22 protein-coding genes and 1 pseudogene are annotated in these 25,990 nt (G+C 70.4%); 12 read left to right on the forward strand and 11 right to left on the reverse strand.

Annotation, left to right across the window (positions count from 1 at the left end):
* Positions 1 to 134: 134 nt before the first annotated feature.
* The gene (locus tag AC5JJ2_RS05630) at positions 135 to 593 is read left to right on the forward strand and encodes a VOC family protein (protein ID WP_495856989.1); all 459 of its coding nucleotides are present in this window, start codon (positions 135 to 137) and stop codon (positions 591 to 593) included.
* A gap of 115 nt (positions 594 to 708) precedes the next feature.
* Positions 709 to 1,497, forward strand: a complete 789-nt coding sequence (locus AC5JJ2_RS05635) for a DUF2705 family protein (protein WP_495856990.1) — start codon at positions 709 to 711, stop codon at positions 1,495 to 1,497.
* A 9-nt stretch (positions 1,498 to 1,506) separates the two neighbouring features.
* Here AC5JJ2_RS05635 and AC5JJ2_RS05640 read toward each other — a convergent pair whose 3' ends face one another.
* On the reverse strand, positions 1,507 to 2,427 hold the full coding sequence (locus AC5JJ2_RS05640; RefSeq protein ID WP_495856991.1) for a DUF7687 domain-containing protein: 921 nt from the start codon (positions 2,425 to 2,427) through the stop codon (positions 1,507 to 1,509).
* Complete coding sequence (locus AC5JJ2_RS05645) at positions 2,316 to 2,699, reverse strand: helix-turn-helix domain-containing protein (protein ID WP_495856992.1); 384 nt, start codon at positions 2,697 to 2,699, stop codon at positions 2,316 to 2,318. Before AC5JJ2_RS05645 ends, AC5JJ2_RS05640 begins: the two co-directional genes overlap by 112 nt.
* Before the next feature lie 59 nt (positions 2,700 to 2,758).
* Between AC5JJ2_RS05645 and AC5JJ2_RS05650 the strand changes: the two genes are divergently transcribed.
* Positions 2,759 to 3,652, forward strand: coding sequence for a DNA adenine methylase (locus AC5JJ2_RS05650; protein WP_495856993.1), 894 nt, complete (start codon positions 2,759 to 2,761; stop codon positions 3,650 to 3,652).
* Between the two features lie 14 nt (positions 3,653 to 3,666).
* Here AC5JJ2_RS05650 and AC5JJ2_RS05655 read toward each other — a convergent pair whose 3' ends face one another.
* Positions 3,667 to 4,233, reverse strand: a complete 567-nt coding sequence (locus AC5JJ2_RS05655) for a LeuD/DmdB family oxidoreductase small subunit (protein WP_495856994.1) — start codon at positions 4,231 to 4,233, stop codon at positions 3,667 to 3,669.
* A 189-nt stretch (positions 4,234 to 4,422) separates the two neighbouring features.
* Between AC5JJ2_RS05655 and AC5JJ2_RS05660 the strand changes: the two genes are divergently transcribed.
* From AC5JJ2_RS05660 to AC5JJ2_RS05670, 3 genes are all read left to right on the forward strand, one after another.
* Positions 4,423 to 6,402: a sigma 54-interacting transcriptional regulator gene (locus tag AC5JJ2_RS05660; protein WP_495856995.1), complete on the forward strand. Its 1,980-nt coding sequence runs from the start codon at positions 4,423 to 4,425 to the stop codon at positions 6,400 to 6,402.
* A gap of 135 nt (positions 6,403 to 6,537) precedes the next feature.
* Positions 6,538 to 6,957 (forward strand): hypothetical protein, encoded by a 420-nt coding sequence (locus AC5JJ2_RS05665; RefSeq protein WP_495856996.1) that lies wholly within the window; start codon positions 6,538 to 6,540, stop codon positions 6,955 to 6,957.
* 71 nt (positions 6,958 to 7,028) lie between these two features.
* Positions 7,029 to 7,754: a DUF4058 family protein gene (locus tag AC5JJ2_RS05670; RefSeq protein ID WP_495856997.1), complete on the forward strand. Its 726-nt coding sequence runs from the start codon at positions 7,029 to 7,031 to the stop codon at positions 7,752 to 7,754.
* 67 nt (positions 7,755 to 7,821) lie between these two features.
* Here AC5JJ2_RS05670 and AC5JJ2_RS05675 read toward each other — a convergent pair whose 3' ends face one another.
* The 5 genes and pseudogenes from AC5JJ2_RS05675 to AC5JJ2_RS05695 form a co-directional block, all read right to left on the reverse strand.
* Positions 7,822 to 8,565, reverse strand: a complete 744-nt coding sequence (locus AC5JJ2_RS05675; protein WP_495856998.1) for a DUF4058 family protein — start codon at positions 8,563 to 8,565, stop codon at positions 7,822 to 7,824.
* Between the two features lie 74 nt (positions 8,566 to 8,639).
* The gene (locus AC5JJ2_RS05680) at positions 8,640 to 9,374 is read right to left on the reverse strand and encodes a DUF4058 family protein (RefSeq protein WP_495856999.1); all 735 of its coding nucleotides are present in this window, start codon (positions 9,372 to 9,374) and stop codon (positions 8,640 to 8,642) included.
* Between the two features lie 50 nt (positions 9,375 to 9,424).
* On the reverse strand, positions 9,425 to 9,718 hold the full coding sequence (locus AC5JJ2_RS05685) for a TPR end-of-group domain-containing protein (protein WP_495857024.1): 294 nt from the start codon (positions 9,716 to 9,718) through the stop codon (positions 9,425 to 9,427).
* 114 nt (positions 9,719 to 9,832) lie between these two features.
* A pseudogene (locus AC5JJ2_RS05690) lies at positions 9,833 to 11,632 on the reverse strand (serine/threonine-protein kinase); the annotation flags it as partial.
* A 340-nt stretch (positions 11,633 to 11,972) separates the two neighbouring features.
* The gene (locus tag AC5JJ2_RS05695) at positions 11,973 to 12,524 is read right to left on the reverse strand and encodes an ECF-type sigma factor (RefSeq protein WP_495857000.1); all 552 of its coding nucleotides are present in this window, start codon (positions 12,522 to 12,524) and stop codon (positions 11,973 to 11,975) included.
* A 250-nt stretch (positions 12,525 to 12,774) separates the two neighbouring features.
* On the opposite strand from AC5JJ2_RS05695, the gene AC5JJ2_RS05700 reads away from it, so the two are divergent.
* On the forward strand, positions 12,775 to 13,272 hold the full coding sequence (locus AC5JJ2_RS05700; RefSeq protein WP_495857001.1) for a VOC family protein: 498 nt from the start codon (positions 12,775 to 12,777) through the stop codon (positions 13,270 to 13,272).
* A gap of 122 nt (positions 13,273 to 13,394) precedes the next feature.
* Here AC5JJ2_RS05700 and AC5JJ2_RS05705 read toward each other — a convergent pair whose 3' ends face one another.
* Positions 13,395 to 15,896: an ATP-binding protein gene (locus AC5JJ2_RS05705; protein ID WP_495857002.1), complete on the reverse strand. Its 2,502-nt coding sequence runs from the start codon at positions 15,894 to 15,896 to the stop codon at positions 13,395 to 13,397.
* A 688-nt stretch (positions 15,897 to 16,584) separates the two neighbouring features.
* Here AC5JJ2_RS05705 and AC5JJ2_RS05710 point away from each other — a divergent pair.
* From AC5JJ2_RS05710 to AC5JJ2_RS05725, 4 genes are all read left to right on the forward strand, one after another.
* Positions 16,585 to 17,631: a zinc ribbon domain-containing protein gene (locus AC5JJ2_RS05710; protein ID WP_495857003.1), complete on the forward strand. Its 1,047-nt coding sequence runs from the start codon at positions 16,585 to 16,587 to the stop codon at positions 17,629 to 17,631.
* 93 nt (positions 17,632 to 17,724) lie between these two features.
* Positions 17,725 to 17,928 (forward strand): hypothetical protein, encoded by a 204-nt coding sequence (locus AC5JJ2_RS05715; RefSeq protein ID WP_495857004.1) that lies wholly within the window; start codon positions 17,725 to 17,727, stop codon positions 17,926 to 17,928.
* A gap of 278 nt (positions 17,929 to 18,206) precedes the next feature.
* A complete protein-coding gene (locus AC5JJ2_RS05720) occupies positions 18,207 to 19,577 on the forward strand; it encodes a DUF1501 domain-containing protein (protein WP_495857005.1) in 1,371 nt (456 codons plus the stop codon).
* A gap of 85 nt (positions 19,578 to 19,662) precedes the next feature.
* Positions 19,663 to 20,724, forward strand: a complete 1,062-nt coding sequence (locus AC5JJ2_RS05725) for a tRNA dihydrouridine synthase (protein WP_495857006.1) — start codon at positions 19,663 to 19,665, stop codon at positions 20,722 to 20,724.
* Here the strand turns inward: AC5JJ2_RS05725 and AC5JJ2_RS05730 are convergent.
* Both AC5JJ2_RS05730 and AC5JJ2_RS05735 read right to left on the reverse strand, forming a co-directional pair.
* Complete coding sequence (locus AC5JJ2_RS05730; RefSeq protein ID WP_495857007.1) at positions 20,622 to 23,618, reverse strand: serine/threonine-protein kinase; 2,997 nt, start codon at positions 23,616 to 23,618, stop codon at positions 20,622 to 20,624. The genes AC5JJ2_RS05725 and AC5JJ2_RS05730 overlap by 103 nt on opposite strands.
* A gap of 79 nt (positions 23,619 to 23,697) precedes the next feature.
* Positions 23,698 to 24,543 carry a sugar phosphate isomerase/epimerase family protein gene (locus AC5JJ2_RS05735; protein ID WP_495857008.1) on the reverse strand — a complete coding sequence of 282 codons (846 nt, stop codon included), beginning with the start codon at positions 24,541 to 24,543 and terminating at the stop codon, positions 23,698 to 23,700.
* Between the two features lie 233 nt (positions 24,544 to 24,776).
* On the opposite strand from AC5JJ2_RS05735, the gene AC5JJ2_RS05740 reads away from it, so the two are divergent.
* The coding region (locus tag AC5JJ2_RS05740; RefSeq protein WP_495857009.1) for an MBOAT family O-acyltransferase at positions 24,777 to 25,990 on the forward strand (1,214 nt) is incomplete at its 3' end.

The following is a 25,990-nucleotide window of genomic DNA, read 5'->3' on the forward strand; positions in this document are numbered from 1 at the left end:
CGGACGCGGCCTGAGGCGAGCGTCGGGGCGTCAGCCCGACGTGGTTGAGCGGATCGCCTGGAACCGAAACAGTCTCGGAGAGTCCCAAGAGCCACGTCGGGCTGACGCCCCGACGCTCGCCCCGGAGAAAGATGATGTCCATCCCCGCCGGCTACCACGCGGTCACGACGTACCTCACGGTCAAGGACGCCACCGCCGCCCTCGCGTTCTACGCGAAGGCGTTCGGCGCGGAGGAAGTCTTCCGGCTGACGATGGGGCCGGTCGTCGCGCACGCCGAGTTCAAGATCGGCGACACGGTCCTGATGCTCGCGGACGAGAACCCGGACTGGGGCAACAAGGGGCCGACGGCGCTCGGCGGCACGCCGACCGGGTTCTGCCTCTACGTGGCCGACTGCGACGCCGCGTTCGCGCGGGCGGTCGCGGCCGGGGCGACGGTCGAGAAGCCGGTCGCGGACCAGTTCTACGGCGACCGGACCGGCACGGTGGTGGACCCGTTCGGCCACAAGTGGACGGTCGCGACGCGGAAGGAAACGCTGACCCCGGCCGAGATGCAGGCCCGCATGGACGCGTGGCTGAAGTCGATGCAAGCATAGTAGTAGGCACACTCCGTGTGCCGTCTGCTGTCGGCCGCAGCGACTTCCGAGAACTCGCCGCGACCGTGAAGGAAACGGCACACGGAGTGTGCCTACTACTTTGTCGGAGCCTCGCATGGACGCCGCACCCGCGATCCCGTTCCGGTTCAACCGGGTTCTGCCGTACTGGGCGGTCCTCCAAACCGACCTCGGGCAGACGCTCCGCAGTTGGGTCTACCGACTGTGGCTCATCATGATGGGCCTCGCGGCCGTCGGGTACGTCCTGTACAAGCTCGGGGCCGCCAACGCCGGCGAGTACCAGTCCGTCGCCGTGCAGACCGACGACCTCCTCCGCGCACTCGCCATCGGCAGCCTGTCGCTCATCTCGCTGCTCGCGGTCAGCAGCATCAGCTCGGAGCGCGGCACGATCGCCGACTCCGTGCTCAGCCGCGGGATCAGCCGCCACCAGTACTTCCTGGCAAAGTGGCACGCCCGGCTCGTGGTCGTGCTGGCGACGTTCGTGTCCGTCGCGACGGCGGTGCTGCTCGCGTACTCGGTCCTGTTCACGGCGGCGACGAACGGCAGCGGCGTGAACCTGACGTTCTGGGGCGGCGTCTACGGCATCGTGATGCTGGCCGCGGTGCTGGCCGTGGTCGTGTCGTGGGGCGTGGCGATCGGCGCGATGTCCAGCGGCACGGTGCTGGGCATTACCGTGTTCTGGATCGTGATCTTCGGCGGCATGGTGGCGCTGTCGCGGCTGCCGAGCGACTACCCGAACCTGAAGTGGCTGATGGACGGCCTGCGGAACGTCCTCCGCGGCGGCATCCCGACGGCCGACGTGACGCAGTTCGTGCTGGCCGCGGCGGTGCTGGCGACCTCCGGCGCGGCCGTCGGCCTCGCCGTGTTCGCGCGGCGGGACGTGTGAAGTAGCGGATCAGGCGTTCCTCATCCCCTTCCGCGCCTTGTATTCCGCGACCCAGCCCTTCACAATGGGCGGCAGGCGAGTCGCGACCTCCCGCCCGAACAGAACCTCGTCCACGTAGCCCATGTGCAGCATGTCGATGATCCGACACAGGTAGGAGCGCCCTTTGACCCACCACGTGTAGTGGGCGTCCACCATCAACAGGTGTTGGATGTGCTCGGGCCGGTCGTCATGTTTTGCGACTCCGCGGAGGGCGGCGTCCAGTTCTTCCAACTCCATCCCGTCGAGCAGCGTTTCGTACACGCCGTCCGCCACCCGGCTGCCGAACGTCGTCGTGTAGTAGTACTCCTTGACCTCCCACACCGCGAGCGGATCGACCGGCCCCGGAAACGCCCCGTCGATCCGCCGGGCCAGCGTTCGGAACGGCTCGCGGTTCCGCGTCACGGTCGTCAGTTCTTGCGGATTGTAGTTGCACGGCAGCCCCTTCAGATTCTCCTCGATCAACATGTTGATGATCCCGGTGAAGTACGCCGGCTTCTTCATCTCCCCGCTCTGCTTGTTCATCGGCACGACGACGGCCCGCTTGACCTTCCCCCGGACGTGTTCGTACATCGTTCGGGCTTGCTCCGCGTTCATCAACAACGGCTCGACGACCCGATTCAAGACATCCGCGCGGTAGGCGAAGTAGTCGAACACCTGCCGGCCCAGGTCGGTGGGCCTATCACCCCCGCCGACCAGGTGGGCCGTGCTCAAGTTGATGGCCTGAAGCGCGGCTCGGACTTCGGCGGCCGTGGGAATTTTGATCGGCCCGGCCTGCCCGGTTACGCCGACCTGTCGCCGCGGCCGTTCGGTGTACCCGACCTCTTGCCCGATCGTGCGGACGTTCGCCCAGAACGACTTGGGGAGGCCGACGAACGATTTGTTGGGCTGCATGTGCGGAGTTGTTCCTCGAAACGGGTCACCAGGTCTAGGAGCGTGATCCCGACCGCGCCGCAAATGTGCCGGAGCTCGATCAAGTCGAGCCGTCGCTCGCCCGATTCGTACTTGGAAACGAACGACTGCGGCTCGCCGAGCAACCGGGCCAGGTCTTCTTGCCGAAGGCCGGCCCCCATCCGGAGTTGACGGAGGACGAGTTGCAAGGCGTCCTGGGCCGGGGTGAAGATGCTCTTCTCCATGACCACACTCGACCAAACTTGATTTTGCATCCCAAATTCGGATACAATGTCCGGGACGCTAAGGTGTGCGAATTGAACAAAAGGTCATTATGCAACCGTCCCTCTTTCATGCCGTCCAACGCCGGGAAGTCGCCCCCTTCAAGGCCCAACTCCTCAAATGGATCGGGAACAAGCAGCGGTTCGCGCACGAGATCGTGTCCTACTTCCCCGCCCAGTTCGAGACTTATTACGAGCCATTCCTCGGCAGCGGGGCGGTGCTCGCCACGCTCGCCCCGGCCGCGGCCGTCGGGTCCGACGCATTCAAGCCGCTGGCGGAAATCTGGCAGGCCCTAACGGACCGCCCGGACGAGTTGAAGCGGTGGTACGCGGACCGCTGGGACCGCACCCGCCGCGAACCGAAGGAGGCGGTCTACGAAGCGGTGAAGGCGGCGTACAACGCGCGGCCCAACGGCACCGACTTGGTTTACCTGTGCCGGTCCTGCTACGGCGGCGTGGTCCGGTTCCGCAAGAGGGACGGGTACATGTCAACGCCGTGCGGCGTCCACGTCCCGATCGAGCCGGCCTCGTTCGCCCGGCGGGTTGACGAGTGGCGGGTGCGGTGTCGGAACGCCCGCTTCGACCACGCCGACTACGCCGAGGTCATGGCAACGGCGAAGCGAGGTGATCTGGTCTACTGCGACCCGCCTTACGTCGATACGCAGGCCATCCTGTACGGGGCGCAGTCGTTCAGCTTGGCGAAGCTGTTCGACGCCATCGACCGGTGCAAGGCGCGGGGCGTCTTTGTCGCCCTCTCGATCGACGGGACGAAGCGGTCCGGAGACAAGATTTGTAACGTCCCGATACCGCCCGGTCTGTTCGAGACGGAAGCCCTGGTCAACTGCGGGCGGTCGATGCTTCGGCGGTTCCAGATGGCCGGGCGGACGCTCGAAAACGAGGTCGTAGCCGACCGGCTCTTACTTACTTACCCGCTCCCCGGCTACTGACCAGGCGTTCGCAATCACGCCTTCAGCATGCCCACCTGCTTCGCGTACGCGAACACGCCGCCGGCCTCGATGATCGGGGCCACCTCGCCCAGGCCGTTCAGCTTCCACGAGTCGCCCGTCGTCTTGTTCCGCAGCTCGCCCGTCGCCAAATCCACCCGCAGTTCGTCGCCCGTACACACGGTGTCGATCAGCCGCGACGGGCACTCGACCGGGATCAGGTACGCCCCGTTCACGCAGTTGCGGTAGAAAATCCGCGCGTAGAACTCCGCGATCACGCACTGAATCCCCGCCGCCGCCAGCGCGATCGGCGCGTGCTCCCGGCTGGAGCCGCACCCGAAGTTCTTTCCGCCTACAACGATCCGGTACGGCGACACGAACTCGTCCGCCGGGCCGTGGAACGGGACGTGGCCCTTCGGCAGCCCGCGGCCGTCCTGCGGCACGCCGGCCAGCGCGAACTTGCCGAACATCTTGTACTCGGCCGGGATCGCCGGGTTGTACGTTAGGTACTCGGCCGGGATGATCTGGTCCGTGTCGATGTTGTCGCCCAGGACGTAGGCCTTGCCTTCCAGAATCGTTTGCATGGGTTCACTCGTCGAAAGGTTGCGGGCGCGGGTCGTGTTCCGCCGCGGGCGAAAATCCATTCCCGGAGCGGAACCGAGTCGCCGAATTCGTGTCGGTCGTGCCTACGTGCTATGCTACGGAAGTTTCAACAATACTGTGAGCCGCCGCCCACGAGCCTTCGAGAGCCGACGATTTATCGCGAGGACGACATGCGAGCACGGTTGTGCGTGGAAACGGGTGACGGAGCCCCGGCGACGTTCGAGCTGGCCCCCGGCCAGCCGGCCACCCTCGGCCGCAGCCGGGACAGTACCGTCGTCATCAAGGACGACCTCGCCTCCCGGCTGCACGCGAAGGTCTACTTCGAGGACGGCCGGTGGGTCGTCCGCGACTTCGGCCTCAACGGCACGAAGGTCAACGGCAACAAGGTCAGCGGGGCGACCGAACTCAACGACGGGTTCGTCATCCAGATCGGCGACGCCGTCGTCCGGTTCAACACGCTGGCCGGCACGGCCGGTACGGCCGTCACCCCGCCGCCGCTGACGGTGCGGACCGGCGAGCTGGCGAACACCATCCCGCAGAAGGCGAAGGTCACCCCGGACCGCCGGACGCCGCCGCCGGAGCCGGTCAACGTCACGAAGACCGGCGGGTACGCCACCGACCGGTTCCTCGACCGGCCGAGCGACGCGGACGTGGCCGCCAGCCAGTTGAAGGTGGACGAGCTGACCGCCCTCACCCGGTTCATGACCGCGGCCGTGGACACGAAGGACGCGAACGAACTCATCCGGCTGGCCCTCCGCGTCATCGTCCACCAGACGACGGCGAAGGTGGCCGGCTACCTGAACCTCGACCCGAACGACCCGACGCCGAAGTTCATCCAGCCGGACACGGCCGCCGTGGACGTGCAGCTCAGCCGCCGCTTGACGGAGCGGGTGCGGAACGAGCGGAAGACGGTCTGGCTGTTCAACGACCCGACGAAGAACGAGTCGCCGCGGCCGCCGACCGAGAGCCTGTTCGCGTACCAGGACGCGCTCTGCCTGCCGCTGGCGGCGCGGGGCGACCTGTACGCCGCCGTCCATGTCTACCGGACCGGCAGCGGGTTCGCCGACCGGGACGTGCGGTTCATCGAGGCCGTCGCCGGGTACCTCGGCAAGTCGCTCGAACTCCACCGCCACCGCCGGAAGCTCGAGGCCGAGAACAACCGCCTCCGCGCCGCCGTCCCGACCGCGGACGAACTCATCGGCGACAGCAACGCGATGATGACGCTGCGGCAGCAGATCGCGAAGGCGTCGCCGCTGCCGTTCACCGTGCTCATCCACGGCGAGAGCGGGTCCGGCAAGGAACTCGTCGCGCAGGCGCTGCACCGGCAGAGCGCCCGCGCCGCCGGGCCGCTGGTCGTCGTCAACTGCGCCGCCATCGCCCCGACGCTCCTCGAAGCGGAGCTGTTCGGCTACCGCAAGGGGGCGTTCAGCGGGGCCGACCGCGACCACCCCGGCCTGTTCGAGCAGGCCGACGAGGGCACGCTGTTCCTCGACGAAGTCGGCGAACTGTCACTCGAGTGTCAGGCGAAGCTGCTCCGCGTCATCGAGGGCAAGCCGTTCCGGCCCGTCGGCGGGACGAAGGACGTGAAGGTGGACGTGCGGGTGGTGGCGGCGACGCACCGCGACCTGGACAAGGAAGTGAAGGCGAACAAGTTCCGCCAGGACCTCGTGTTCCGGTTGAAGGTCATCCCGCTGAAGGTCCCGCCGCTGCGGGACCACGCGGAGGACATCCCGGAGCTGGCCGGGTTCTTCCTGGAGCGGCTGAGCGTGCAGTGCCGCCGGACGTTCCACCTGAAGCCGGCCGCGATCCGCAAGTTGCAGGCGTACACGTGGCCCGGCAACGTCCGGCAGCTGCGGGCGGTGCTGGAGAGCGCGGCCGTCATGTGCGAGGGGGACACGATCGACGCCGGCGACCTGGCGGTGACGCCGATCTCCGAGGCGCTCCCGTCGCACACCGGCGAGATGCCGGCGAGCCTGGCGATCGACGACCTGGAGACGTGGGCGATCCGCAAGGCGCTGAAGCAGACGAACGGGAACGTGAGCCGGGCGGCGCAAATCCTCGGCATGTCGCGGGACACGCTGCACACGAAGCTGAAGAAGAAGGGCATCGCCCGCGAGGAGTTGGTCGCGGAAGCGGCCGACGCCGAGTGACGCCGGGTACTGTGTACTCGGTACTGAAACCGAACCGGGGGCGGGCCGCGCGGCCCGCCCCCGGTTTCTTTGTTAAAATGGCATCGCCCGCCGGGCCGAAGTACAACTCATCATCACTTCGGCGGGGGCCGGCCAATGGACGACGTTGTCTTCCGCACGCGGACGAAGGCCACGTACCGCGAGGGCGACCGCGTGCGGTCGTCGTTCAACTGGATGTTCGCCCGCCGGGGGGAGCTGGCCCTCGGCCCGGACCGGCTGACGTGCGGCGACTGGTCGCTGCCGTACGCCGAGTTCGAGCGGGCGGCGGTGGTGACCGTGCGGGCGGAACTCGGCCCCGGCCTGACGCTGATGGTCTGGCACGGCGGCCGGGTGTACCAGTTCAGCCTGCCGTCCGCGTCGTCGTGGCGGTTCGTGCCGCACCCGTTCTGGGCCGGCGAGTTGCCGTTCCCGGTTACCCGCGAGACGCGGACGACGGACCCGCCATCCCGGTGGCTGATGGCCGCGGGAGCCGCGGCCGTCGCCGCGGGGCTGATCGTCCCGTGGCTGATGCGGTAGCCGCGGGCGGCGACTTAGGCGAGCGGGGCCGCGTTCGGTCTTCGGATACAATCGTGGAAGAGGAGTTACCCATGCCGCTGCGCGACCATTTCCGCTCGCCGGTGAACGACAAACACCGTTGGGACGCCGTCCACGGTCAGTGGCCGGGGGAAATCGTCCGCACGCTGTTCGACCTCCTGCCGCCCGGGTTCGTGGCCGAGCCGAAGATCCATCACGGGTCGCCGTTCGAGGTGGACGTGTCGATGATCGAGGACGACGACCGCCGACCGCACGCCCCGGACCGCGACGGCGGCACCGCCACCCTCACCGCCCCCGCCCCGCCGCTCACCGTGCCGGCCGACTTGTCCGAGCTGGACGAGTACGAAATCCGGGTGTACGACGCCGACCGGGAACGAACGCTGGTGGCCGCCATCGAGCTGGTCAGCCCGGCGAACAAGGACCGCCCCGAAACGCGGGCGAACTTCATCGGCAAGGTCGATGCGCTGCTCCGGCAGCGGGTGTGCGTCTCGATCGTGGACATCGTCACGACCCACCAGGCCAACCTGTACGCCGAGTTGCTCGCCCGGTTCGGCCAGACCGACCCCCGCCTGGGCGACCCGCCGGCCCCCGTGTACGCCGTCACCCTCCTCGGCCGGAAGCCGAAGAAGCGGCGGCCGGTCCTCGACCTGTGGTGCTTCCCCTTGGCCGTCGGCCAGTCTCTGCCGACCATTCCGATCTGGCTCGGCCCGGACCTCCCCATCCAACTGCCGCTCGAACCGAGCTACCAGGAGGTGTGCCGGCTGCTGCGGATCGCATGACGGACACTTCCGCCCCTATGGGCGGCGTACAGCTCGATCGGCCGGTCGAAGCTTTCGGAGAGGTGATTCACGTAATCCACAGATCGTGGCAGGCCCGTTCGTAGCTCGCTTCCAGATCGAGCGGGACGACGATGTCGGCACTCAACCACAGCGGGACGGTCGGCAGGGGCTGCCCGACGGTCATGGCGTGGGACCACGTTTCCAACCGCGTCTTGCCGCCGCGCGGCCCCCACCGGCACGCGGCGGCGTAGGCCGCCGGCGGGTTCCGGCTCATGGGGTCGTCGTGCCCCCGGCCGATGAACGCCATCATCTCGGTGTACAAGTTGAAGTGCCGCACCGTGACCAGGTCCACCACGCACACCGACACCCCGGCCTTCAGCAGGGCCGCGCACTTGGCGACGAAGCTGTTCCGCTTCTCCGGCCGGTCCTTGTTCGCCGGGCTGACGATCTCGACGGCCGCCACCAGCGTCTGTTCCCGCTCGGCGTCGTACACGTGGACGGCGTACTCGTACTCCTCGTCGGGATCGACCTCGACGGCCACGCTCGGCTCGGTCGCCGTCCACGAGGCGACGGCCACCCCGCCGTCACCCGCGTCGGCGGTCCCGTTCGGGGGCCGGGGTCCGTCGTCCGTTTCGTAGGCCGAAACGTCGATCTCGTAGAAGGTCCCGAGATGGACGCGCGGGCCGGCCGTGAACCCCGGCGGGAGCGTTGTGCGAAGTTGCTGGACGATCGCCGCGGGCCACATGCCGTGGAGCATTTCCCACGAAGCGCGTTTGCTCACCGGGGGCCGGAAGTGGTCGCGTAACGGCATGACATGATCCTCCGGCGGCCATTCTACACCACGAGCCGGTCGAAGGCCCGTGAGCCACCGGGCCGGGATCGAACTCATCGGACGCTCAAATCGTCGCAGGCCTTTTCGTAACTCTGTTCCAAGTCGAGCGGCACCACCTTCTTCGGCGACAGCCACAGCGGCAATGTCGGCAACGGCCGGCCCACGGCCAGCACGTGCGACCACGTTTCGAGTTTTCCACGCCGTTCGCCCAACACCCAGCGGCACGACGCGGCATAGGTCGCCGCCGGCGCGCCGTTCAGCGTCGGGTCGGTCTGCCCCAGAAAGGCCATCAGTTCGGCGTACAGGTTGAACTGTCGGGTCGTCACCACATCGACGATGCTGACCGCCACCCCCTGGCGGAGCAGGGCCGCGCACTTGCCGACGAACCGGTTCCGCCGCTCCACGCGGTCCTTGTTGGCCGGGCTGACGAGTTCGATCACCGCCACGAGCGTCCGCTCGCGTTCGGCGTCGTAGATGCGGACCTCGTACTCGTCGTCGTCGGGGATGTCCGTTTCGACGGCCACGCTCGGCTCCGCCACCGTCCAGGCGGCGGTGGCCACCCCGCCGCCGGCTTCGGCGTGCCCGAAGCCCGTTGCCACGTCGTCCCGTTCGTAGGTGGCGATGTCAACTTCGACTCGAGCACCGGAATGCACTTTCGGCCCTGACACGAAGCCGGGCGGCAACTGCTCCTTCAATTGCATCACGATTCGAGCCGGCCACTGGCCGTGGATTTCCTCCCAGGAAACCTGGCGGCTGACGGGCGGGTGGAAATGGTCGCGAAGGGGCATGTCACAATCCTCCGGTGGTATGGTACACGACCGCTCGGCACTCGCGGCGGTCACTTCTGCTCCCGCGGCGGCGGGGCCTGCTCGCGGAGGGTGGCGACCAGCGCCCGGAAGTCGGCCCGGCCGCGGAGGGCGGCGAGGTCGGCGTCCGTCTCCATGTGGCCGCGGTCCCGCCAGCCGGCGGCGACGGCCCTCGCCAGCCAGGCCATCGCCCGGTCGGCGTCCGCCGTCGCCAGCCGCCCGGCGTCAGCCCCGCCGGCCTTCGCCCGCACCGCCGCCGCGACCGCCCGGAAGCAGCCGGCGTCGTACAAGCTCCCGGCGTCCGTTCGGTCCAGCTGCTCCCACATCTCGGCCGTCGTCCGGCAGCCGGCCGGGTCGCCGACCTTCTGGAAGTGCCTCGCGCGAAGGGCGAAGGCCCCTGGGACGAGCCAGGGGTCCACGGCGGGGGTGGTGCGGGCCTTGGCGATGAGTTCGTCCAGCAACCGGACCGCCTCGCCGCCGCGGTCGAGGCGGATCAGGGATGCGGCCAGGCTGTGCATGCTCCGGAGCGTGTCCGGGTGGTCCGGGGGCAGCACCCGCTTGCGGGTGGCCAGCGTCTACTCGCGGAGCTTGAGGGCGTCGGCGTGGCGCTTCAGGGCGGCGTAGCTGTTGGCCAGGTTGTTCATGCTCCGGAGCGTGTCCGGGTGGTCCGGGGGCAGCACCCGCCTCTGGGCCGCCAGCGCCTCCTCACCGAGCTTGAGGGCGTCGGCGTGGCGCTTCAGGATGGCGTAGCTGACGACCAGGTTGTTCATGCTCGAGAGCGTGTGCGGGTGGTCCGGGCCCAGCACCCGCTTGTGAATCGCCAGCGCCCGCTCGTCCTGTTCGCGGGCCGACTCGAACTCGCCGAGGTACTTGAACGTGCCGGCGAGCGTCCGCCGCAGCCGGGCCTCGACCAGCGGCTGGTCCTGGAACTCCGTCTCCAGGGCCGGCACGCTAGCCACGATGGCGTCCCGCAACGTCACGTCCTTGCCCGGCCTGCCGCGCTGCCCTTTCGGCTCGGCGAGCGCGAACACGTTATCTCTCAAGAACCGCTCGACCGCGTTCGCCTCGGCCTCGTTGGTCTGGGCTAACTTCCGCTGGAGGGCCTCTTGCTCGCGGGCCGCCTCCGCCTTCGTCCGCTCGGCGGTCTCCCGCCCGGCCGCTCGCTCGGCGTTCGCCCTCTGCTCCTCGGCGTCCAGCTTGGCCAGCCGCTCCGCCTCGGCCGCCCGGGTGGCCCGGATCAGCCCGACCGTTGTGCCGGCGATGCCGGCCAGCAGCGCCGCCAGCACCAGGCCCGCGGCCAGCACCTGAGTCTTGTGCCGGCGGACGAACTTTCGCACCCGGTAGCCGGCGCTCGGCGGGCGGGCCTCGACGATCTCGTCCGCCAGGTACCGCTGGACGTCGCGGGCCAGCCCGTTCGCACTCTCGTACCGCCGGGCGCGGTCCTTCTCCAGCGCCTTCAACACCAGCCAGTCGAGTTCGCCCCTCATCAGCTTCGACAGCTTCGCCGGCTCCGTCCCGCGGTTCGCGGCCACGCTCGGCAGCGCGTCGCTCGTGCTCAGCTTCGCGCTCGGCCGCGGGGCCTCCACCTCGCGGACGATCCGCAACACCTCCAGCAGCGCCGCCCGGCCGAGCGACTTGCGGTCCACCGGCGTGCTGCCGGTCAGCAGCTCGTACAGCAGCACGCCGAGCGAGTACACGTCGCTCCGCGTGTCGATGTCCAGGTTGTTCAGGCTCGCCTGCTCCGGCGACATGTACTCCGGCGTGCCGGCGACCGCGCCGAACCCGGTCATCAGCGTCTTGTCCGTCAGCGTTTGCCCGGCCGCCTTCGCCACGCCGAAGTCGATGACCTTCGGCACCGGGCGGTCGTCGTACAGCGCCACCAGCACGTTCGACGGCTTCACGTCGCGGTGGATGACGCCCTTCTGGTGGGCGTGCTGGAGGGCGTGGCAGACCGGGACGAACAGTTCGAGCCGCTGCCGCGGGGTGAGCTTCCGGTCGTCGCAGAACTGCGTGATCGGCACGCCCTTGACGAGTTCCATGACGAAGAACGGGCGGCCGCCGGCGGTGCTGCCGGCGTCGAGAACGCGGGCGATGTTCGGGTGGTCCATCAGGGCGAGGGCCTGCCGCTCGGCCTCGAACCGGGCGAGGACGGCCTTTGTGTCCATGCCGGCCTTGACGACCTTCACCGCGACGGCCCGCTTCACCGGCTCGGTTTGCTGTGCCATGTAGACGCTGCCCATGCCGCCCTCGCCGATCGCCTCGACGAGCTTGTACTTCCCGCCGAGGACCGCGCCGACCGTCTCGTCGCGGCCGGGGTAGTCGGCCGTCGGGTTCGGGGGCGCGGCGGCGGACGCGGTCCGGCCCTCGTCCGCGGCCCGGTCGTGGGCGGCGAGCAGGGCCTCGACCCGGCGGAGCAACTCGGCGTCGGCCCCGCACCGGTCCTTCACCAGCGCGGCGCGGGCGGGCGGGTCGGCGAGGGCGACGGCGGCGAGGAAGATCGACTTCACGGCGGCGGGGTCGGCTGGCACGGCGAGTCCTCCGGGGTCACCCTTCCCATGCGACGTTCGGCGGGGATTCGTCTCACGAATTCCCGCCGAGGGCGTCTTGCAGCCAGGCGCGGGCGTAGGTCCAGTTGCGGTAGGCGGTGGCGCGGGACACGCCCAGGGCGGCCGCCGCGTCGTCGATCGGCAGCCCGGCGAAGAGGTGCAACTCCGCCACGGCCGCCGCCGCCGGGTCCTCGGCCGTCAGGCGGACGAGGGCGTCGTCCAGGTCGAGGAGCGGGTCCGGGTCGGCGTCGGCCCGGCCGGGGATGTCGGGGAGATCGACCCGCCGCCGGTCGCCGCCCCGCTTCTGGCGGCCGCGGCCGCGGGCGTGGTCCACGAGGACCCGCCGCATGGCCTCGGCGGCGGCGGCGAAGAAGTGCCCGCGGCCGGCGAACGGCCGGTCGCCGCCGAGCCGCAGGTACGCCTCGTGGACGAGGGCGGTGGCGTCGAGCGTGTGGCCCGGCTTCTCGTGTGCGAGTTTTGCGGCGGCGAGCGTGCGGAGTTCGGCGTAGACGAGCGGCAGGATCGCGGCGGCCGCGCGGGCGTCGCCGGCGTGGGCGGCTTCGAGCAATCGCGTGAGGTCGAGCATCCGAGACGAGTCTAACCGAAGTCGCCCCGCCGACAACGAGAATGCGGCTGCCTCGAAATTTGTGTACGAATTTACATTATACCGGTCGCGTCAACCCAGGTGGCGATTCCGCCACGGGGGCCACCCGTGGCGGTGGCGGCGGTGGCGGTGGGGCCTGTCAGACTGGCAGTCGGCCCGCGGTCCCGATTTTGCTGTCGATTCTGTCCGCCCCCGGACGACGTACCGGTGTCGCCCCTTCCAGGAGAAACTCATGGCCGTCGTGACGAGAATTACCCCGTGCCTGTGGTTCGACGAGCAGGGCGAGGCCGCCGCCGCGTTCTACACGGCCGTCTTCCCGCGGTCCAAAATCACCAACGTGTCGCGGTACACCGAGGCCGGCCGGGAGTTCCACGGCAAGACGCCGGGGACGGCGATGGTCGTCGCGTTCGAGCTGGACGGGCAGCCGTTCACGGCGCTCAACGGCGGGCCGCAGTTCAAGTTCAGCGAGGCCGTGTCGTTCCAGGTGAGCTGCGCGACGCAGGCGGAGGTGGACCACTATTGGGAGAAGTTGTCCGCCGGCGGCGACCCGGCGGCGCAGCAGTGCGGGTGGCTGAAGGACCAGTACGGCGTGTCGTGGCAGGTCGTCCCGACCGTGGTGGCGGACCTGATGGCCGGCCCGCCGGCGAAGGCGCAGCGGATGATGGCGGCGCTCCTGGGGATGAAGAAACTGGTGATCGCGGACTTGCAACGAGCTTATGACGGGGCGTGACGGTCAAGGCGAGCGTCGGGGCGTAAGCCCGACGTGGCTGCACGGCCGGGGAATGGCGATTACTGGTAAATGGACGTACTGAACCTGGGAAGCCACGTCGGGCTTACGCCCCGACGCTCGCCTTACGCGCGGCCCAGCCGAAGCTCCTTTTCCACGAACCCGTACCACTCCTTGCCGAACGTCACCACGGACAGCGGCTTGCCCTCCTTCTGCGTCTCCCGCGCGACGCCGAGGAGCAGCTCGCGGATCGTCACCGTCGGGCCGGTCGTCGTGTTCGCCACCGCCCGGAACGCCGCGTCCACCACCACGTTCTTCAGGTTGCCGCCGGACAGCTCGAACCGGTCCGCGACCGGCTTCAGGACGGCCCGGACCGCGTCCGGCGTCTCCGCCACCCGGCCGGCCACGTCCGCGATCGACAGCTTGATCCCGGCGAACAGCCCCTCCAGGATGCTCAGCCGGCCGGCCGGGTCCGGCCGCGGGAAGTCGATCAGCACCTGCATCCGGCGGAAGAACGCCGGGTCGATGTTCTCCCGGTAGTTCGTCGCCAGGATGACCGTGCCGCTGTACTCCTCGATGCGTTGAAGCAAATAGCTGATCTGCAGGTTCGCCCACCGGTCGGAGGCCTGCACGACCTCGCCCCGCTTGCCGAACAGCGCGTCGGCCTCGTCGAAGAACAGGATGGCGTTCGCCCCCTGCACGTCGGCGAACACGCGGCCGAGGTTCTTCTCCGTCTCGCCGACGTGCCGGCTCGCCACGGCCGACGCGTCCACCTTGTACAGGTCCTTCTGGAGCAACTTCGCCAGCGTCGTCGCGGCCAGCGTCTTCCCCGTCCCCGGCGACCCGGTGAACAGCGCCACGATGCCGCGGCCGAGCGCCATCCGCTGCTCGAACCCGAGGTCGTGGTAGACGTGGTTCAGGTGGCTGATCTTGTCGAACAGCTCGCCGAGTTGGTGCGCCTGGGCGACCGGGAGGACGACCCGGCGGCGGAGGACTTCCTTCGGCTCGACCGCCCGGTCGTCGGCCGTCAGCCGCGGCGGGATCCGCTGGGCGAACGACACCGACCGCCGGGCCGCCTGCCGCCGACAGGCTTCCGCCAGGTGGTCGGCCGACTGCGCCGCCCGGTGCTCGGCCGGCACGTCCGCGGCGACCAGCGCCAGCCCGCGGGCCGTCGCGATGGCGTCCTCGATCTCGCCTTGCGTGAACTCGAACGTCTCCAGCAGGTCGAGCGCCGCCTGCTCGGCCGGCCCGGCGTCCGAGGCGAGGCCGTTTTGCTCGCGGGCCAGCCGGCTCTTCCAGATGCCGCGGCGGATTTGTGGGGACGGGATCGGCAGGTCCACGCGAACGAAGTACCGTTGCGGCAGCCGGAACAACCCGGTCGGGTCCCACCCGATCTGGCTGGCGAGGAACGTGGACGTGGACGCCTGCTCGGCCCGGCGGATGAGTTCGTGCCACTTGCCGTCGGCCGCGTTGTCCGTCAGCAGGCACTCGGCGTGCGTCCAGAGGACGACGGCCTGGCGGAACGTCGCCTCGCGGTAGACGCGGCGGACGAACTCGGCCCAGTCCGGGGACCGCAGCCCGGCCGTGGCATCGACGACGAGGACCGGCCACGCCACCTTCGTCGTCCCGCTCGCCGTCCGGGACTCGCGGGTCAGGAGCGCCTGCGCCACCTCCAGGAACGGCGCGCCCCACGGCCCCTGCAAGAGCGCGACGAGCGGCACGCCCTCGCGGTCCTGCCACCACCACGCGGAGAGCCGCTGGAGTTGCTCGACGACCGGCGGGTCGAGGCGGACGCTGTCCCACCCCCGCCACTTGTGGACGAACGCCGCCGCCTCGCCGAGGACCGGGTCCGGCGACGGCTCTTTGCCGCCGAGGAACTGCGCGACGCGGAAGTCGATCTGAACGGACTCCTGCCCCAGGCCGGCGGTCGGCGTGAGGGTGATGAGCTGGTTGCCGACGAGCGGCCCGGTCGGGCTGAACTCCTGCCACCGGTACTCGGCCGGCGGCACGTTCGGCTGGAGGATGCGGAGGGCGATCTCGACCGTCAGCGTCGCCCCGTTCAGTTCCGGGGCGACGGCCGCGATTGCCGCCCGGTACGTCGGCAGCCGGGCGATGAGCAGGGACAGGAGCAGCACGTCCAGGGCGACCGTGTCGCGGACCGGGGCCGGCGCTTCCTCCAGCCCGTCGCGGGGCACGTCCGTCGAGTACGGCGGGACGACGGCCTGCAGGTTCGGGACGAGGCCGAACCGCCGGACCAGTTCCCAGACCGGGAGCTTGAACCGGACCTCTTCCCGCGTGCGGCGGAGGCGTTGGATGATCTGCTGTTCGAGCCGGGCGGCTTCCATCAGGTACGCGGAGTGGCCGGCGGAGTCGGGGTCGGCCTGCGGGTCGATCCACCGGAACGGGTCGTTCAGCACGGCCTCGCACGCGGCCGGCAGCGGCCGGGAGCCGGACGGCTCCGCGACCGGCCGCGGGGCGTACCGCAGCAGGAACGCCCGCACCAGGAACGACACGCGGGCCAGCTCGTCGCGGAGCAGGATGTCCGGGTTGACCGGGTACGGGTCCGTCGGCGGCCGGGGGGTGTCCACGATGGATTGGTTGGCGGCGTCGGGGTCGGCGACGTTCAAGTTCGGGTCCGACTTGCGGGAACGGAACGGACGGGTGCCGGGTTGCACGGGGGTGGTCCTCTTCGGAGTCACTTGGCGGTTAACGCGGCGAAGAACGCGCGATCGCTCGCCCGATTCTTGGAGAGGGCCGCGAGATGGGCGGAGAATGAACCGATGTACGAACTCGTTCCCCACCTGGATCATAAACCGGCCGTTAGAGCGAGACAAGGGCGGGCCGGGGAACGTGGGCGGAGTTTCCGGCCGGTTGTAAGAGCAGAACCGGGGCCGATGTGGCGTGTGGGCCTGGGCCTCGACTTCCGCAGTCCGGCTTCGACTTCGGAAGTCGAGCGGAACCAGCGCCGACGGGTTTGTGTGAACGCCGCTGCGGGGGATCGACTTCCGAAGTCGAAGCCGGACTGCGGAAGTCGGGGCCGTCCTCCCGCCGCGTCCGCGATCCCCACCTCATCTCGGGTCGCAACTCAACGATCCCATCTCGTCGCCGCCCGCGTCCGTGAGTTCGAGCGGATTCGCCCCTTCCTTTTCACCGCCTCGCTTAGTATTTCGTCGGAGGGAATAATCCCCGTACAATTTCAGCCCCCACCGCAGCCGGCCCGCCCACGTTCGGCACGAAACGGTGCTAAGTTCCCAAAAGCGCCCCCAGCGCGACTTTTCGGCCGTTCCTTAGGAATCCGTCCCGGCGAGGCTGCCAATGCCGATCTCGATCACCTGCCCGAAGTGTAGCGCGAGCGGGTTCGTCCCCGACCAGGCACTACACCAGAACGCCACCTGCCCCATCTGCCAGACCACGTTCATCGTCGAACCGTCCGAGGCCCCGCCGCCGCCGGCGGCGCTGCCGGACCTCGGCGTGTGGGTCGAGCCGATGCCGGTCGCCCCGAACCTCGCGACGGCCGCCCCGGTCACGCCGGTGAGCGTCGCCGCCCCGCCGCAAAAGTACGCGCCGCCGGCCGTCAAGCCGAAGCCCGAGGACGCGGCCGGCATGGCCGGGTGGTTCGAGGCGGAGAAGGTGCGGTTCCAGGGGTACGTGGACAAGGAACTCGCCCGGCTGGAGCGGGTCCGCAAGGAGAACGCGCTGGCCGAGTCGCAGCACGAGGCGTCGTGCATCAACCGGTCGATGGACCTCAGCCGCCTGGCCGCGAACCTCGACGCCCGGCAGGGCGACCTCGCCCGCAAGGAGGTGGAGCTGGAGAAGAGCAAGGCCGCCGCCGCGGCGCGGCAGGAGCAGGTCGAGAAACTGTCCGCCGGGTTCTCCGAGCGCGAGGAGAAACTGCAAGAACTCGAGTCCCGCCGGAACCAACTGGAAGAAGAAGCGGCGACGCTCTCGGCGTTGGTCGCGGAGCTGCGGCCGGCGGTGCAGCAGCTCGAACTCCGCAAGACCGAGGCCGAGACGATCCGGGCCGAGATGAAGGCGAAGCAGACGACGCTCGACCGCCGGCTGATCGAGGTCGGCCGGGCCGAGCTGGCGATGCAGAAGCGGATGGCCGAACTCGACGAGATGGAGAAGACGCTGCAGTCCGAACTGGAGCAGCGGGAGGCCGACCTGGAGCGGCAGCGGGCGATGCTGCTGGAGGAAGTCCGGTCGCTGCGGACGCGGATGCCGGCCGAGCCGCCGCCGCGGGTGGCGGCCGACGCGCCGACGCCGTTCCCGCGGTCGCTGAGTCCGGCCAACCTGGCGGCGCTCATGCAGCGCAAGATCGAGAAGGTCGAGCAGATCGAGGCCGAGGCCGCGACGACCTGACGCCGGCTCACTAGGATGACGGCCCGCTACTTGATTGTCCCCCGTGACGCACATCGACGCGGCGACGAGGTTCCCGGCCCACGGAGGACGGCCATGTCCGACACGGAACCGCATGACGCGCTAACCGACACGCACGCCCCGCTGCCGCCCGCCCCGCCGGACGAGTGGCGGCAGTGCGCCGTCGAAACGCTGGACGAGGCGACGGACGTGCTCGACCAGTTGGAGAACCACCACGTCCGCGAGTTCACGCTGGAGCCGCGGTCCGACCGGGAGTTCGTCATCCGCTGGCGGTCATAGTAGTAGGCACACTCCGTGTGCCGTCTCGTTCATGCACCCGGCGAGTTCGCCCGAGTCGCTGCGACCGACAACAGACGGCACACGGAGTGTGCCTACTACTATGGTCGGCCGCAGCGACCCGGATGTACTTACCGCAACTGACAGCAGACGGCACACGGAGTGTGCCTACTACTTTGTGGCCGCTTGACACGGCCCGGCCGGTTTGCGATGCTCAAGGTCCACCCCCACCCGGCGACCGCCCCGCCGTCCCGCCCCGCCTTCACGTCCCGGAGCCTGCCATGTTCCGCCTCGACCTCGGCCGCACCGGCCGCTACTGCGACGGCCTGGACCGCCGCAGCTTCCTGTCCCTCGGCATCGCCGGCATGGCCGGCGTCGGGCTGCCGCAACTGCTCGCCGCGAAGGACGCGTCCCCGACCAGCAAGAAGACGTCCGTGATCCTCATCTGGCTCGACGGCGGGCCGGGCCACATGGACATGTACGACATGAAGCCGGACGCCCCGGCCGAGTACCGCGGCCTCTGGAAGCCGATCCGCACCCGCGTCCCCGGCTTCGACATCACCGAACTCTTCCCCAAGCAGGCGCAGCTGACCGACAAGTTCTCGATGGTCCGGTCGCTCCACCACGACACCGGCGACCACTTCGCCGGCGGCCACCGGATGCTGACCGCGAAGGACCTGGGCGTCAGCGGGGCGAACACCGGGCAGAAGTTCCCTGGCATCGGCGCGATCGTCAACCGCGAACTCGGCCCGCGGCGGCCGGGGATGCCCGGCTACGTCGCCGTGCCTTACGCCGCGAGCATCGGCCTCAACCCCGGCTACTTCGGCGGCAACACCCTCGGCCCGCAGAACAACCCGTTCCCGACCGGCGGCGACCCGAACGCCCCCGGCTTCCAGGTCCAGAACCTGAACCTCGCGAACGGCCTGACGCTCGACAAGCTCGAAGACCGGCGCTCGCTCTCGTCCCGGTTCGACGCGGCGAAGCGGCAGCTCGCCCCGGCCGCCGAGTCCGGCGCGATGGACCGGTTCTCCCGCGAGGCGTTCGACTTCGTCACCGGCGCGACGGCCCGCAAGGCGTTCGACCTCGGCCGCGAGGACCCGAAGCTCCGCGACCGGTACGGCCGCAACGGGTGGGGCCAATCGACGCTCCTCGCCCGCCGGCTGGTGGAGGCCGGCTCGACGTTCGTGACCGTCCACCTCGGCGGGTGGGACCACCACTGGGACCTGAAGAAGGGGTACGAGGACTACCTGCCGAAGGTGGACGCGCTGACGGCGACGCTGTTCGAGGACCTGGCCGACCGCGGGCTGCTGGACACGACGCTCGTGGTGCTGTGCGGCGAGTTCAGCCGGACGCCGAAGATGAACGACGGCGGCAACGGCGGCGCGCCGATGAGCATGGGCACGCCCGGCCGCGACCACTGGGGGAACGCGATGTTCTGCCTCATGGGCGGCGGCGGCGTGAAGGGCGGCCGCGTCGTCGGCTCGACGAACAAGCTCGGCACGGAGCCGCACACGCGGGCCGTGACGCCGTCGAACGTCCACGCGACGATCTACCAGGTGTTGGGCATCGACCCGAAGCTGCACCTCATCGACCCGACCGGCCGCCCGACGCCGGTGCTCGACGACCCGGACCCGATCCACGAGCTGTTCTGACGGGTCGCTCGCCACGCCTTCGCGCCGTCGAACCGCGTCCGGGGGATCAGTTCCAGTTGTATCTCCTGGCGCTTAGAATAACCCGATGCTCCGGCCCGACGCCCCCGCCCTGGTCCTCGCCCCGATGGAGGGGGTCACCGACGCCCCGATGCGGGCCGTCCAGGGGGCCGGCGGGGCGTTCACGTTCGCCGTGTCCGAGTTCCTCCGCGTCGCCCAGGTCCCACTCCCCCGCGGCGTCCTGCTCCGCCACGTCCCGGAACTCCGCGCCGGTGGCCGGACCCCGACCGGCCTGCCCGTCCAGGTCCAGCTGCTCGGCGGCGACCCCGGCCTGTTGGCCGAATCGGCCGGCGTCGCCGCCGCCGCCGGGGCGGCGGCCATCGACCTGAACTTCGGCTGCCCGGCCCCGACCGTCAACCGGCACGACGGCGGGGCCACGCTGCTCCGCTACCCGCGGCGGATCCGGGACATCGTCGCGGCCGTCCGGGCGGCCGTGCCGGCCGGCGTGCCGGTGTCGGCGAAGTTGCGGCTCGGGTGGGACCGGGTGGACGCAATCTTCGAGAACGCGGAAATGGCGGCCGCGGGCGGGGCGGCGTGGGTCACCGTCCACGCCCGGACGCGGACGCAGGGGTACGCCCCGCCCGTGTACTGGCCGCTCGTCGGCCGGGTCCGCGAACAACTGAACGTCCCGGTGGTGGCGAACGGCGACATCCGGACGGTCGCGGACTTCCGCCGCTGCCGCGACGAGACGGGCTGCCGGCACTTCATGCTCGGCCGCGGGGCGGTGGCCGACCCGCGGCTGGCGGCGGGGGTGGCGGCCGAGCTGGGGCTGATCGCGCCCCCGCGGGTCGCGGCGATCGACTGGCCGGCCGAGGTGCGGCGGCTACTCGCGTGGACGCCGGCCGGGGCGGACGCGGGGGCGGTGAAGCGGGTGAAGCAGTGGCTGCGGATGGCGGCCGCCCACGGCACGTTCGCCCGGTTCGACGCGGTGAAGCGGGCGGCCGGCGTGGCCGAGCTGCTGGCCGCCCTGGGCGAGCCGGCCGGGCCTCAGCGGTCCCCCTCGGCGGCCCGCTCGGTGAACGACTTCACCCCGTCCGCCGGCCACGCCTTCAACGACTCGACCGCGAACTCCCCCGTCACCGTCAGGTAGTTGTCGAACAGCAACTCGACCGCGTAGGACTCGGCCGGCCGCGCGAGCCGGACCGCCGGCGGCTGCCGCTCCCAGTCGTTGAAGCCGCCGATACCGGTCCACCGGACCAGGACGCCGTTGAGGTAGCACTCCGCCCACCCGTCCTTGACGACCACGGTGACGGCGTCGGCCGCGGCCGGCGTCCGGCGGACGTGCGGGATGCGGTAGGTGCGGTGGGCCTTCGCGTTATGCCGGAGGGCCGCCCGCTCGTACTCGCCGAGTGTCACCAACTCCCGCACGTTGGCCCGCGGCGGCCCGGAGGCGCGGACGGCGAAGCACGACAGGTCCGGCGCGACGCACCGCACCCCGAGGTACTGAATGTACGTCGCCGTGTTCGGGTTCGCCGCGGTCGGCCGGCCGACGAGCTCGAGGACGAAGTCCTTCGGCAACTGGCCGAGGGCCGGGCTGCCGGCCAGCGACTCGGCCGGCACGGTCACCTTCAGCCCGCCGCGGTCGGGTGCCGCCGTCGCCCCCGCGTCCAGCTTCCGGCCGACCTTCGCCGCGTCCGCCGGCTTGCGGAAGTCGAGGTCGAGGACCGGCTTCACCTTGCCCACGTCCGGCGGGCCGTAGATCAGCCGGACGCGGTCGAGCTTCGGCTCCTTGTCGGTCCCCCCCGTGGTCGGGAGGGCCTTCAGGTACAGGTCGGCGGCGTGCCGGCGGACGCCGAACTGGTCGCGGCCGGCGAGGCCGTCGGCCACCGCCCACCAGGCGTCGCCGGCCGCCCGGAGCGGGCCGGGGAGCGGGCCGACCGCCTTCTCGGCCGCGGCCGCCGCCTTCCACCCGGCGGCGTCGGCCTTCTCCAGGTACGCGAGGGCCAGGTCCCACCGGTAGTCGGTCAGGGCGAGGTGCTTGCCGCGGGCGAAGTTGGCGGCCGGGTCGTTCGGGTCCGCCTTCAGCGCGGCGAGGGCGGCCGCCTGCGGGTCGGCCGGCGGCGGCGGGTCGGCCGGCGGGAGCGCGACGGCCCCCGGCAGCGGCCACGCGGTTAGCGACGCGAACTCCACGACCGGCGGCTTGTCCTCCTTGTTCCGCCACAACTCGAACGCCGTGTCCGCCGGGCCGACGACCGCGGGCAGGTCGAACGGCAGGCCGGCGGCCGTCCCGTTCAGGTGGACTTCCGCCCGCCGCCCGCGGACGACGACCGTGTACTCGTCGAACTGCCCCCGCGGGTTGGCCGCGGCGATGCTGAAGTGCCGCCCGCCGACGATCGAAACGCTATCGTTCGGCGACTGCTGGACGAACGGGCCGTTGGGGGTGAACTTGAACGCCGTCCGGGTCTTGGCCGGCGTGCGGGCGTCGAAGTGCCAGTGCAGCGCCCCGCCGTCCGGGTCCACGAACCGGAACTTCAGCGCCACGACGAACTGGTCGGGCACGCGGCCGAACGTCCCCGGCACGGCGGACCAGTTGTTCGCCCCGGCGTGCCGCAGGAGGAACGCGCCGCCGTCGAGCCGGACCGGCTTCCCGTCGATCGTCGTTTTCGGGTCGCGGAAGTCGTAGGCGAATAGCGGCTTCACCCCGGTCAGGTCCGGGAGCTGCGGCAGGGCGGGCCGGACCGCCTCGGCCGGCGGCGCGACGACCGGGGCGGCCGCGGGCGGGTCGGCCGCGGCCGGCGGCGGGTCCGTCGGCCGCTCGACCTCGACGGCGGCGACCGGGCCGCCCGGCTCGGGCTTCGGCCGCCGGTCGGCCAGCAGGAACACGGCCGCGACCCCGGCCGCCACCGCCACCAGCCCGCCCGCGACCAGCGGCCACGACCGGCCGGACCGGGACCGCGACCGGGCCGGCGGGTCCTCCGAGACCACGTCCGACCAGACCGCGGTGACGGTCGGGGCGGTCTGGTCGGCCGGCCGGAGGTACTCGTCCAGGGCGGCCGCGAACGCCGTCATCGACGGGAACCGGTCGCCCGTCTCCTTCGCCATCGCCCGCCGGCAGATCGCGGCCAGCCGCGGGTCGGCGTCCGGGCGGAACTCGGCCACCGGCGGCACCGGGGCGGTCAGGATTTGCCCCATCACCATGCCGACCGCCCCGCGGTACGGGACGCGGCCGGTGAGCAACTCGAACAGCACCACGCCCAGGGCGTACACGTCCGCGGCCGGGCCGATCTTGTCCACCTCCCCGCGGACCTGCTCCGGGGCCATGTAGCTCGGCGTGCCGAGGACCGCCCCGGCGTGCGTCAGCTTCGCCTCCTGCGCGTCGGCCTCGGGGTCGGCCACCCGCTTGGCCAGCCCGAAGTCCATCACCACCGGCTCGCCGGCCGGCGTCACCATCACGTTGCCGGGCTTCAGGTCGCGGTGGACGATCCCCTTGTCGTGCGCCGCCTGCAGCGCGCGGGCGACGGTCCGGGCGAGGTCGGCCGCCCGCCGCTCCGGCATCGGCCGGTCCGGGTCGATCTCGGCGTCCAGCGGCTTCCCGTCGATGAACGCCATCGTGATGAACGGCCGCCCGTTCTGCCGGCCCACGTCGAACACGGTGCAGACGTTCGGGTGGGCCAGCCCGGCGGCGGCCTGCGCCTCCCGGAGGAACCGCTCGACCCGCTTCGGGGACACGTCGGCCGCGAACGTGGGAATCTTCAGCGCCACCCGCCGGTGCAGGGCGGTGTCCTCGGCGAGGTAGACGGCCCCCATGCCGCCGCGGCCGAGCCGCCGGAGGATGCGGTACCGGCCGAACGCGGCCGGCAGCTTCGGGAACGGGTCGTCGGCCGGGCCGCCCGGCGGGGTGTCCGCCGGCCCGCCGTCCTGCGTCGGGCCGGCGACGAACGCCCGCCCGCACACCTTGCACCGCACCGACCGCCCGGCGAACCCGTCCGGGGCGAGCGACACCTTCGCGCACGCCGGGTTCGGGCACTGAATCGAGACGGGCATCGGAGGGAACCTCTCGACCGGTTCGGGCGGGCGGACCTCCTCAATCTTAGAGCAGAATTTCCGCGGCCGCCCCGAACGGTCACACGTACCGGTCGAGAAACTCCTTCGCCTTGCGGGCCGTGTTTACCGCGTCGTAGCTGTGGCGGCTCAGCTCGACCGACACCATCCCCTTGTAGTCGATCGCCTTCAGGGCCGCGAACACGTCGATGAAGTTCACCTCCCCCTCGCCGAACAGGAGGTGGTCGTGGACGCCGGCCCGCATGTCCTCGACATGGACGTTCCACAGGCAGTGCTTCCAGGCTTCGATGTGCTTGCCGACGGGCAGCTCGTTCTGGCAGACGAGGTGGCCGATGTCGAGCGTGAGGCCGAAGTGCGGGTGGTTGACCTTCGCGTGCAGCTCGGCGAACGTGTCCATCGTGTCGATGAACATCCCCGGCTCCGGCTCGAACGCGAGGCGGACGTCGCGGTCGGCGGCGTAGTCGGCCAGCAGTCGGCATCCGTCCACCAGCCGTTTCATCCGCTCGCCCGACGATGCCGTGTCCGTTGCTGCGCCGGACCAGAAGGAAATGATTCCTAACCCGCCACGATTGTGGAGTAACTCTCGAGAGGCGAGTACGACATGCCGACTAAGGAAATCGGCCCGCTTGCGCCGGTCAGCGGGGTCGGCAGAAATCAGTGTGGGTTGGTGTTTCTTCCGCGTATCGAGCGTGAAGCGTGAACCCGTCTCGATGATCGACCGCAATCCGTGCCGCTCACAGGTGTCACTAAGCGTCGCAGATTGCCGCAGGTAATCGTCGGACGTAGGGTCGGCGTGGTTCACGTCGGGTGTAAAGGCGACGCCGCGGTAGCCCAGCTCGGCGATGATTTCGAGCGCGTCGCTCAGCCGGTGGTGGGCGAACCCGTTCGTGTTGTACCCGAGGATCATGCCGCCAGTATCGCGGACGGCAGCCGGGCGGGAAAGGCGATTCTTGATAGTGAACAAGTTTATATTATACCGGTCGCGTCAACCCAGGTGGCGATTCCGCCACGGGGGGCCACCCGTGGCGGTGGCGGCGGTGGCGGCGGAGCCTGTCAAGTTGGCAGGCCGTGGGCAACTCCGCCTTGCGGTCGGGCCTCACGCCCTCTTAGACTTCGCCGTCCCCGGCACGGAGGCCGACGGTGTACTTCCACGCCCAGACGTTCCTGTACCTATTCCTGCCGACCGTGCTGGCCGCGTACTACCTCGTCCCGGCGGCGCGGATCGGGATTCGCAACGGGTTCCTCTTCGGGGCGAGCCTGTTCTTCTACGCCTGGGGCGAGAAGGAATTCGTCGCCGTCCTGTTCGGCTCGCTCGTCGTCAACTTCGCCCTCGCGAAGCGGATCGAACACTCCTCGGGCCGCAAGTTGTGGCTCGCCGTCACGGTCTTCGCCAACCTCGCGCTGCTGCTGTGGCTGAAGTACGCCGGGTTCCTCGCCGGCATCGTCGGGCTGACGCCGCCGGTCGTCCATCTGCCGATCGGCGTGTCGTTCTTCACGTTCCAGGCGATCAGCTACGCCGTGGACGTTTATCGCCGCGACGTGCCGGCGGAGCGGAGCTTCCTGCGGTTCGGGCTGTACGTGTTCCTGTTCCCGCACCTCATCGCCGGGCCGATCGTCCGGTACGCCGACCTCGCGGCAAGCCTGGCGACCCGCGACCACACGCTCGACCGGTTCGCCGACGGCGTGCGGCGGTTCACGACCGGCCTGGCGAAGAAGGTGCTGCTCGCGGACACGCTGGCCGTCGTCGCGGACCAGGCGTTCCGGCTGCCGCCGGCGGACCTCGCGATGTCCGCGGCGTGGGTGGGGATGCTCGCGTACTCGCTGCAAATCTACTTCGACTTCTCCGGCTACTCGGACATGGCCATCGGCCTCGGGAAGATATTCGGGTTCGAGTTCGCTGAGAACTTCCGCCACCCGTACGCGGCGGCGAGCGTCACCGACTTCTGGCGGCGGTGGCACGTCAGCCTGTCGAGCTGGTTCCGCGACTACGTGTACGTCCCGCTCGGCGGCAACCGCGGCAGCTCCGTCGCGACGTACCGGAACCTGCTGATCGTGTTCGTGCTGTGCGGCCTGTGGCACGGGGCGAACTGGACGTTCCTGGTGTGGGGCGTGTGGCACGGGGCGTTCCTGATTCTGGAGCGGCTGATCGCATTCCCGAAGCGGTCGCAGGAGTCAACTCTTTCTCCCTCCCCCCTTGGGGGGGAGGGCCGGGGAGGGGGGTGGGCGGGTGCAACCACCGGCGGGAGTTCCCAGCCCGCGGCCCCGCTTAGGGGGGGGGGGCGCCCCCCCCCCCCCCCCCCCCCGGCGCGCCCGCCCGGCGGCGGCGGGCGCCCGCCCGGGCGCCGGCCGCGCCG

This window comes from Limnoglobus sp. (assembly GCF_059499385.1).

What these genes read in the sequence shown, in the direction of transcription:
- AC5JJ2_RS05630 (WP_495856989.1), top strand. Translation starts at nt 135, where the DNA reads ATGTCCATCCCCGCCGGCTACCACGCGGTCACGACGTACCTCACGGTC.
- AC5JJ2_RS05635 (WP_495856990.1), top strand. Translation starts at nt 709, where the DNA reads ATGGACGCCGCACCCGCGATCCCGTTCCGGTTCAACCGGGTTCTGCCG.
- AC5JJ2_RS05640 (WP_495856991.1), bottom strand. Translation starts at nt 2,427, where the DNA reads ATGCAGCCCAACAAATCGTTCGTCGGCCTCCCCAAGTCGTTCTGGGCG.
- AC5JJ2_RS05645 (WP_495856992.1), bottom strand. Translation starts at nt 2,699, where the DNA reads ATGCAAAATCAAGTTTGGTCGAGTGTGGTCATGGAGAAGAGCATCTTC.
- AC5JJ2_RS05650 (WP_495856993.1), top strand. Translation starts at nt 2,759, where the DNA reads ATGCAACCGTCCCTCTTTCATGCCGTCCAACGCCGGGAAGTCGCCCCC.
- AC5JJ2_RS05655 (WP_495856994.1), bottom strand. Translation starts at nt 4,233, where the DNA reads ATGCAAACGATTCTGGAAGGCAAGGCCTACGTCCTGGGCGACAACATC.
- AC5JJ2_RS05660 (WP_495856995.1), top strand. Translation starts at nt 4,423, where the DNA reads ATGCGAGCACGGTTGTGCGTGGAAACGGGTGACGGAGCCCCGGCGACG.
- AC5JJ2_RS05665 (WP_495856996.1), top strand. Translation starts at nt 6,538, where the DNA reads ATGGACGACGTTGTCTTCCGCACGCGGACGAAGGCCACGTACCGCGAG.
- AC5JJ2_RS05670 (WP_495856997.1), top strand. Translation starts at nt 7,029, where the DNA reads ATGCCGCTGCGCGACCATTTCCGCTCGCCGGTGAACGACAAACACCGT.
- AC5JJ2_RS05675 (WP_495856998.1), bottom strand. Translation starts at nt 8,565, where the DNA reads ATGCCGTTACGCGACCACTTCCGGCCCCCGGTGAGCAAACGCGCTTCG.
- AC5JJ2_RS05680 (WP_495856999.1), bottom strand. Translation starts at nt 9,374, where the DNA reads ATGCCCCTTCGCGACCATTTCCACCCGCCCGTCAGCCGCCAGGTTTCC.
- AC5JJ2_RS05685 (WP_495857024.1), bottom strand. Translation starts at nt 9,718, where the DNA reads ATGTGGGAGCAGCTGGACCGAACGGACGCCGGGAGCTTGTACGACGCC.
- AC5JJ2_RS05695 (WP_495857000.1), bottom strand. Translation starts at nt 12,524, where the DNA reads ATGCTCGACCTCACGCGATTGCTCGAAGCCGCCCACGCCGGCGACGCC.
- AC5JJ2_RS05700 (WP_495857001.1), top strand. Translation starts at nt 12,775, where the DNA reads ATGGCCGTCGTGACGAGAATTACCCCGTGCCTGTGGTTCGACGAGCAG.
- AC5JJ2_RS05710 (WP_495857003.1), top strand. Translation starts at nt 16,585, where the DNA reads ATGCCGATCTCGATCACCTGCCCGAAGTGTAGCGCGAGCGGGTTCGTC.
- AC5JJ2_RS05715 (WP_495857004.1), top strand. Translation starts at nt 17,725, where the DNA reads ATGTCCGACACGGAACCGCATGACGCGCTAACCGACACGCACGCCCCG.
- AC5JJ2_RS05720 (WP_495857005.1), top strand. Translation starts at nt 18,207, where the DNA reads ATGTTCCGCCTCGACCTCGGCCGCACCGGCCGCTACTGCGACGGCCTG.
- AC5JJ2_RS05725 (WP_495857006.1), top strand. Translation starts at nt 19,663, where the DNA reads ATGCTCCGGCCCGACGCCCCCGCCCTGGTCCTCGCCCCGATGGAGGGG.
- AC5JJ2_RS05730 (WP_495857007.1), bottom strand. Translation starts at nt 23,618, where the DNA reads ATGCCCGTCTCGATTCAGTGCCCGAACCCGGCGTGCGCGAAGGTGTCG.
- AC5JJ2_RS05735 (WP_495857008.1), bottom strand. Translation starts at nt 24,543, where the DNA reads ATGATCCTCGGGTACAACACGAACGGGTTCGCCCACCACCGGCTGAGC.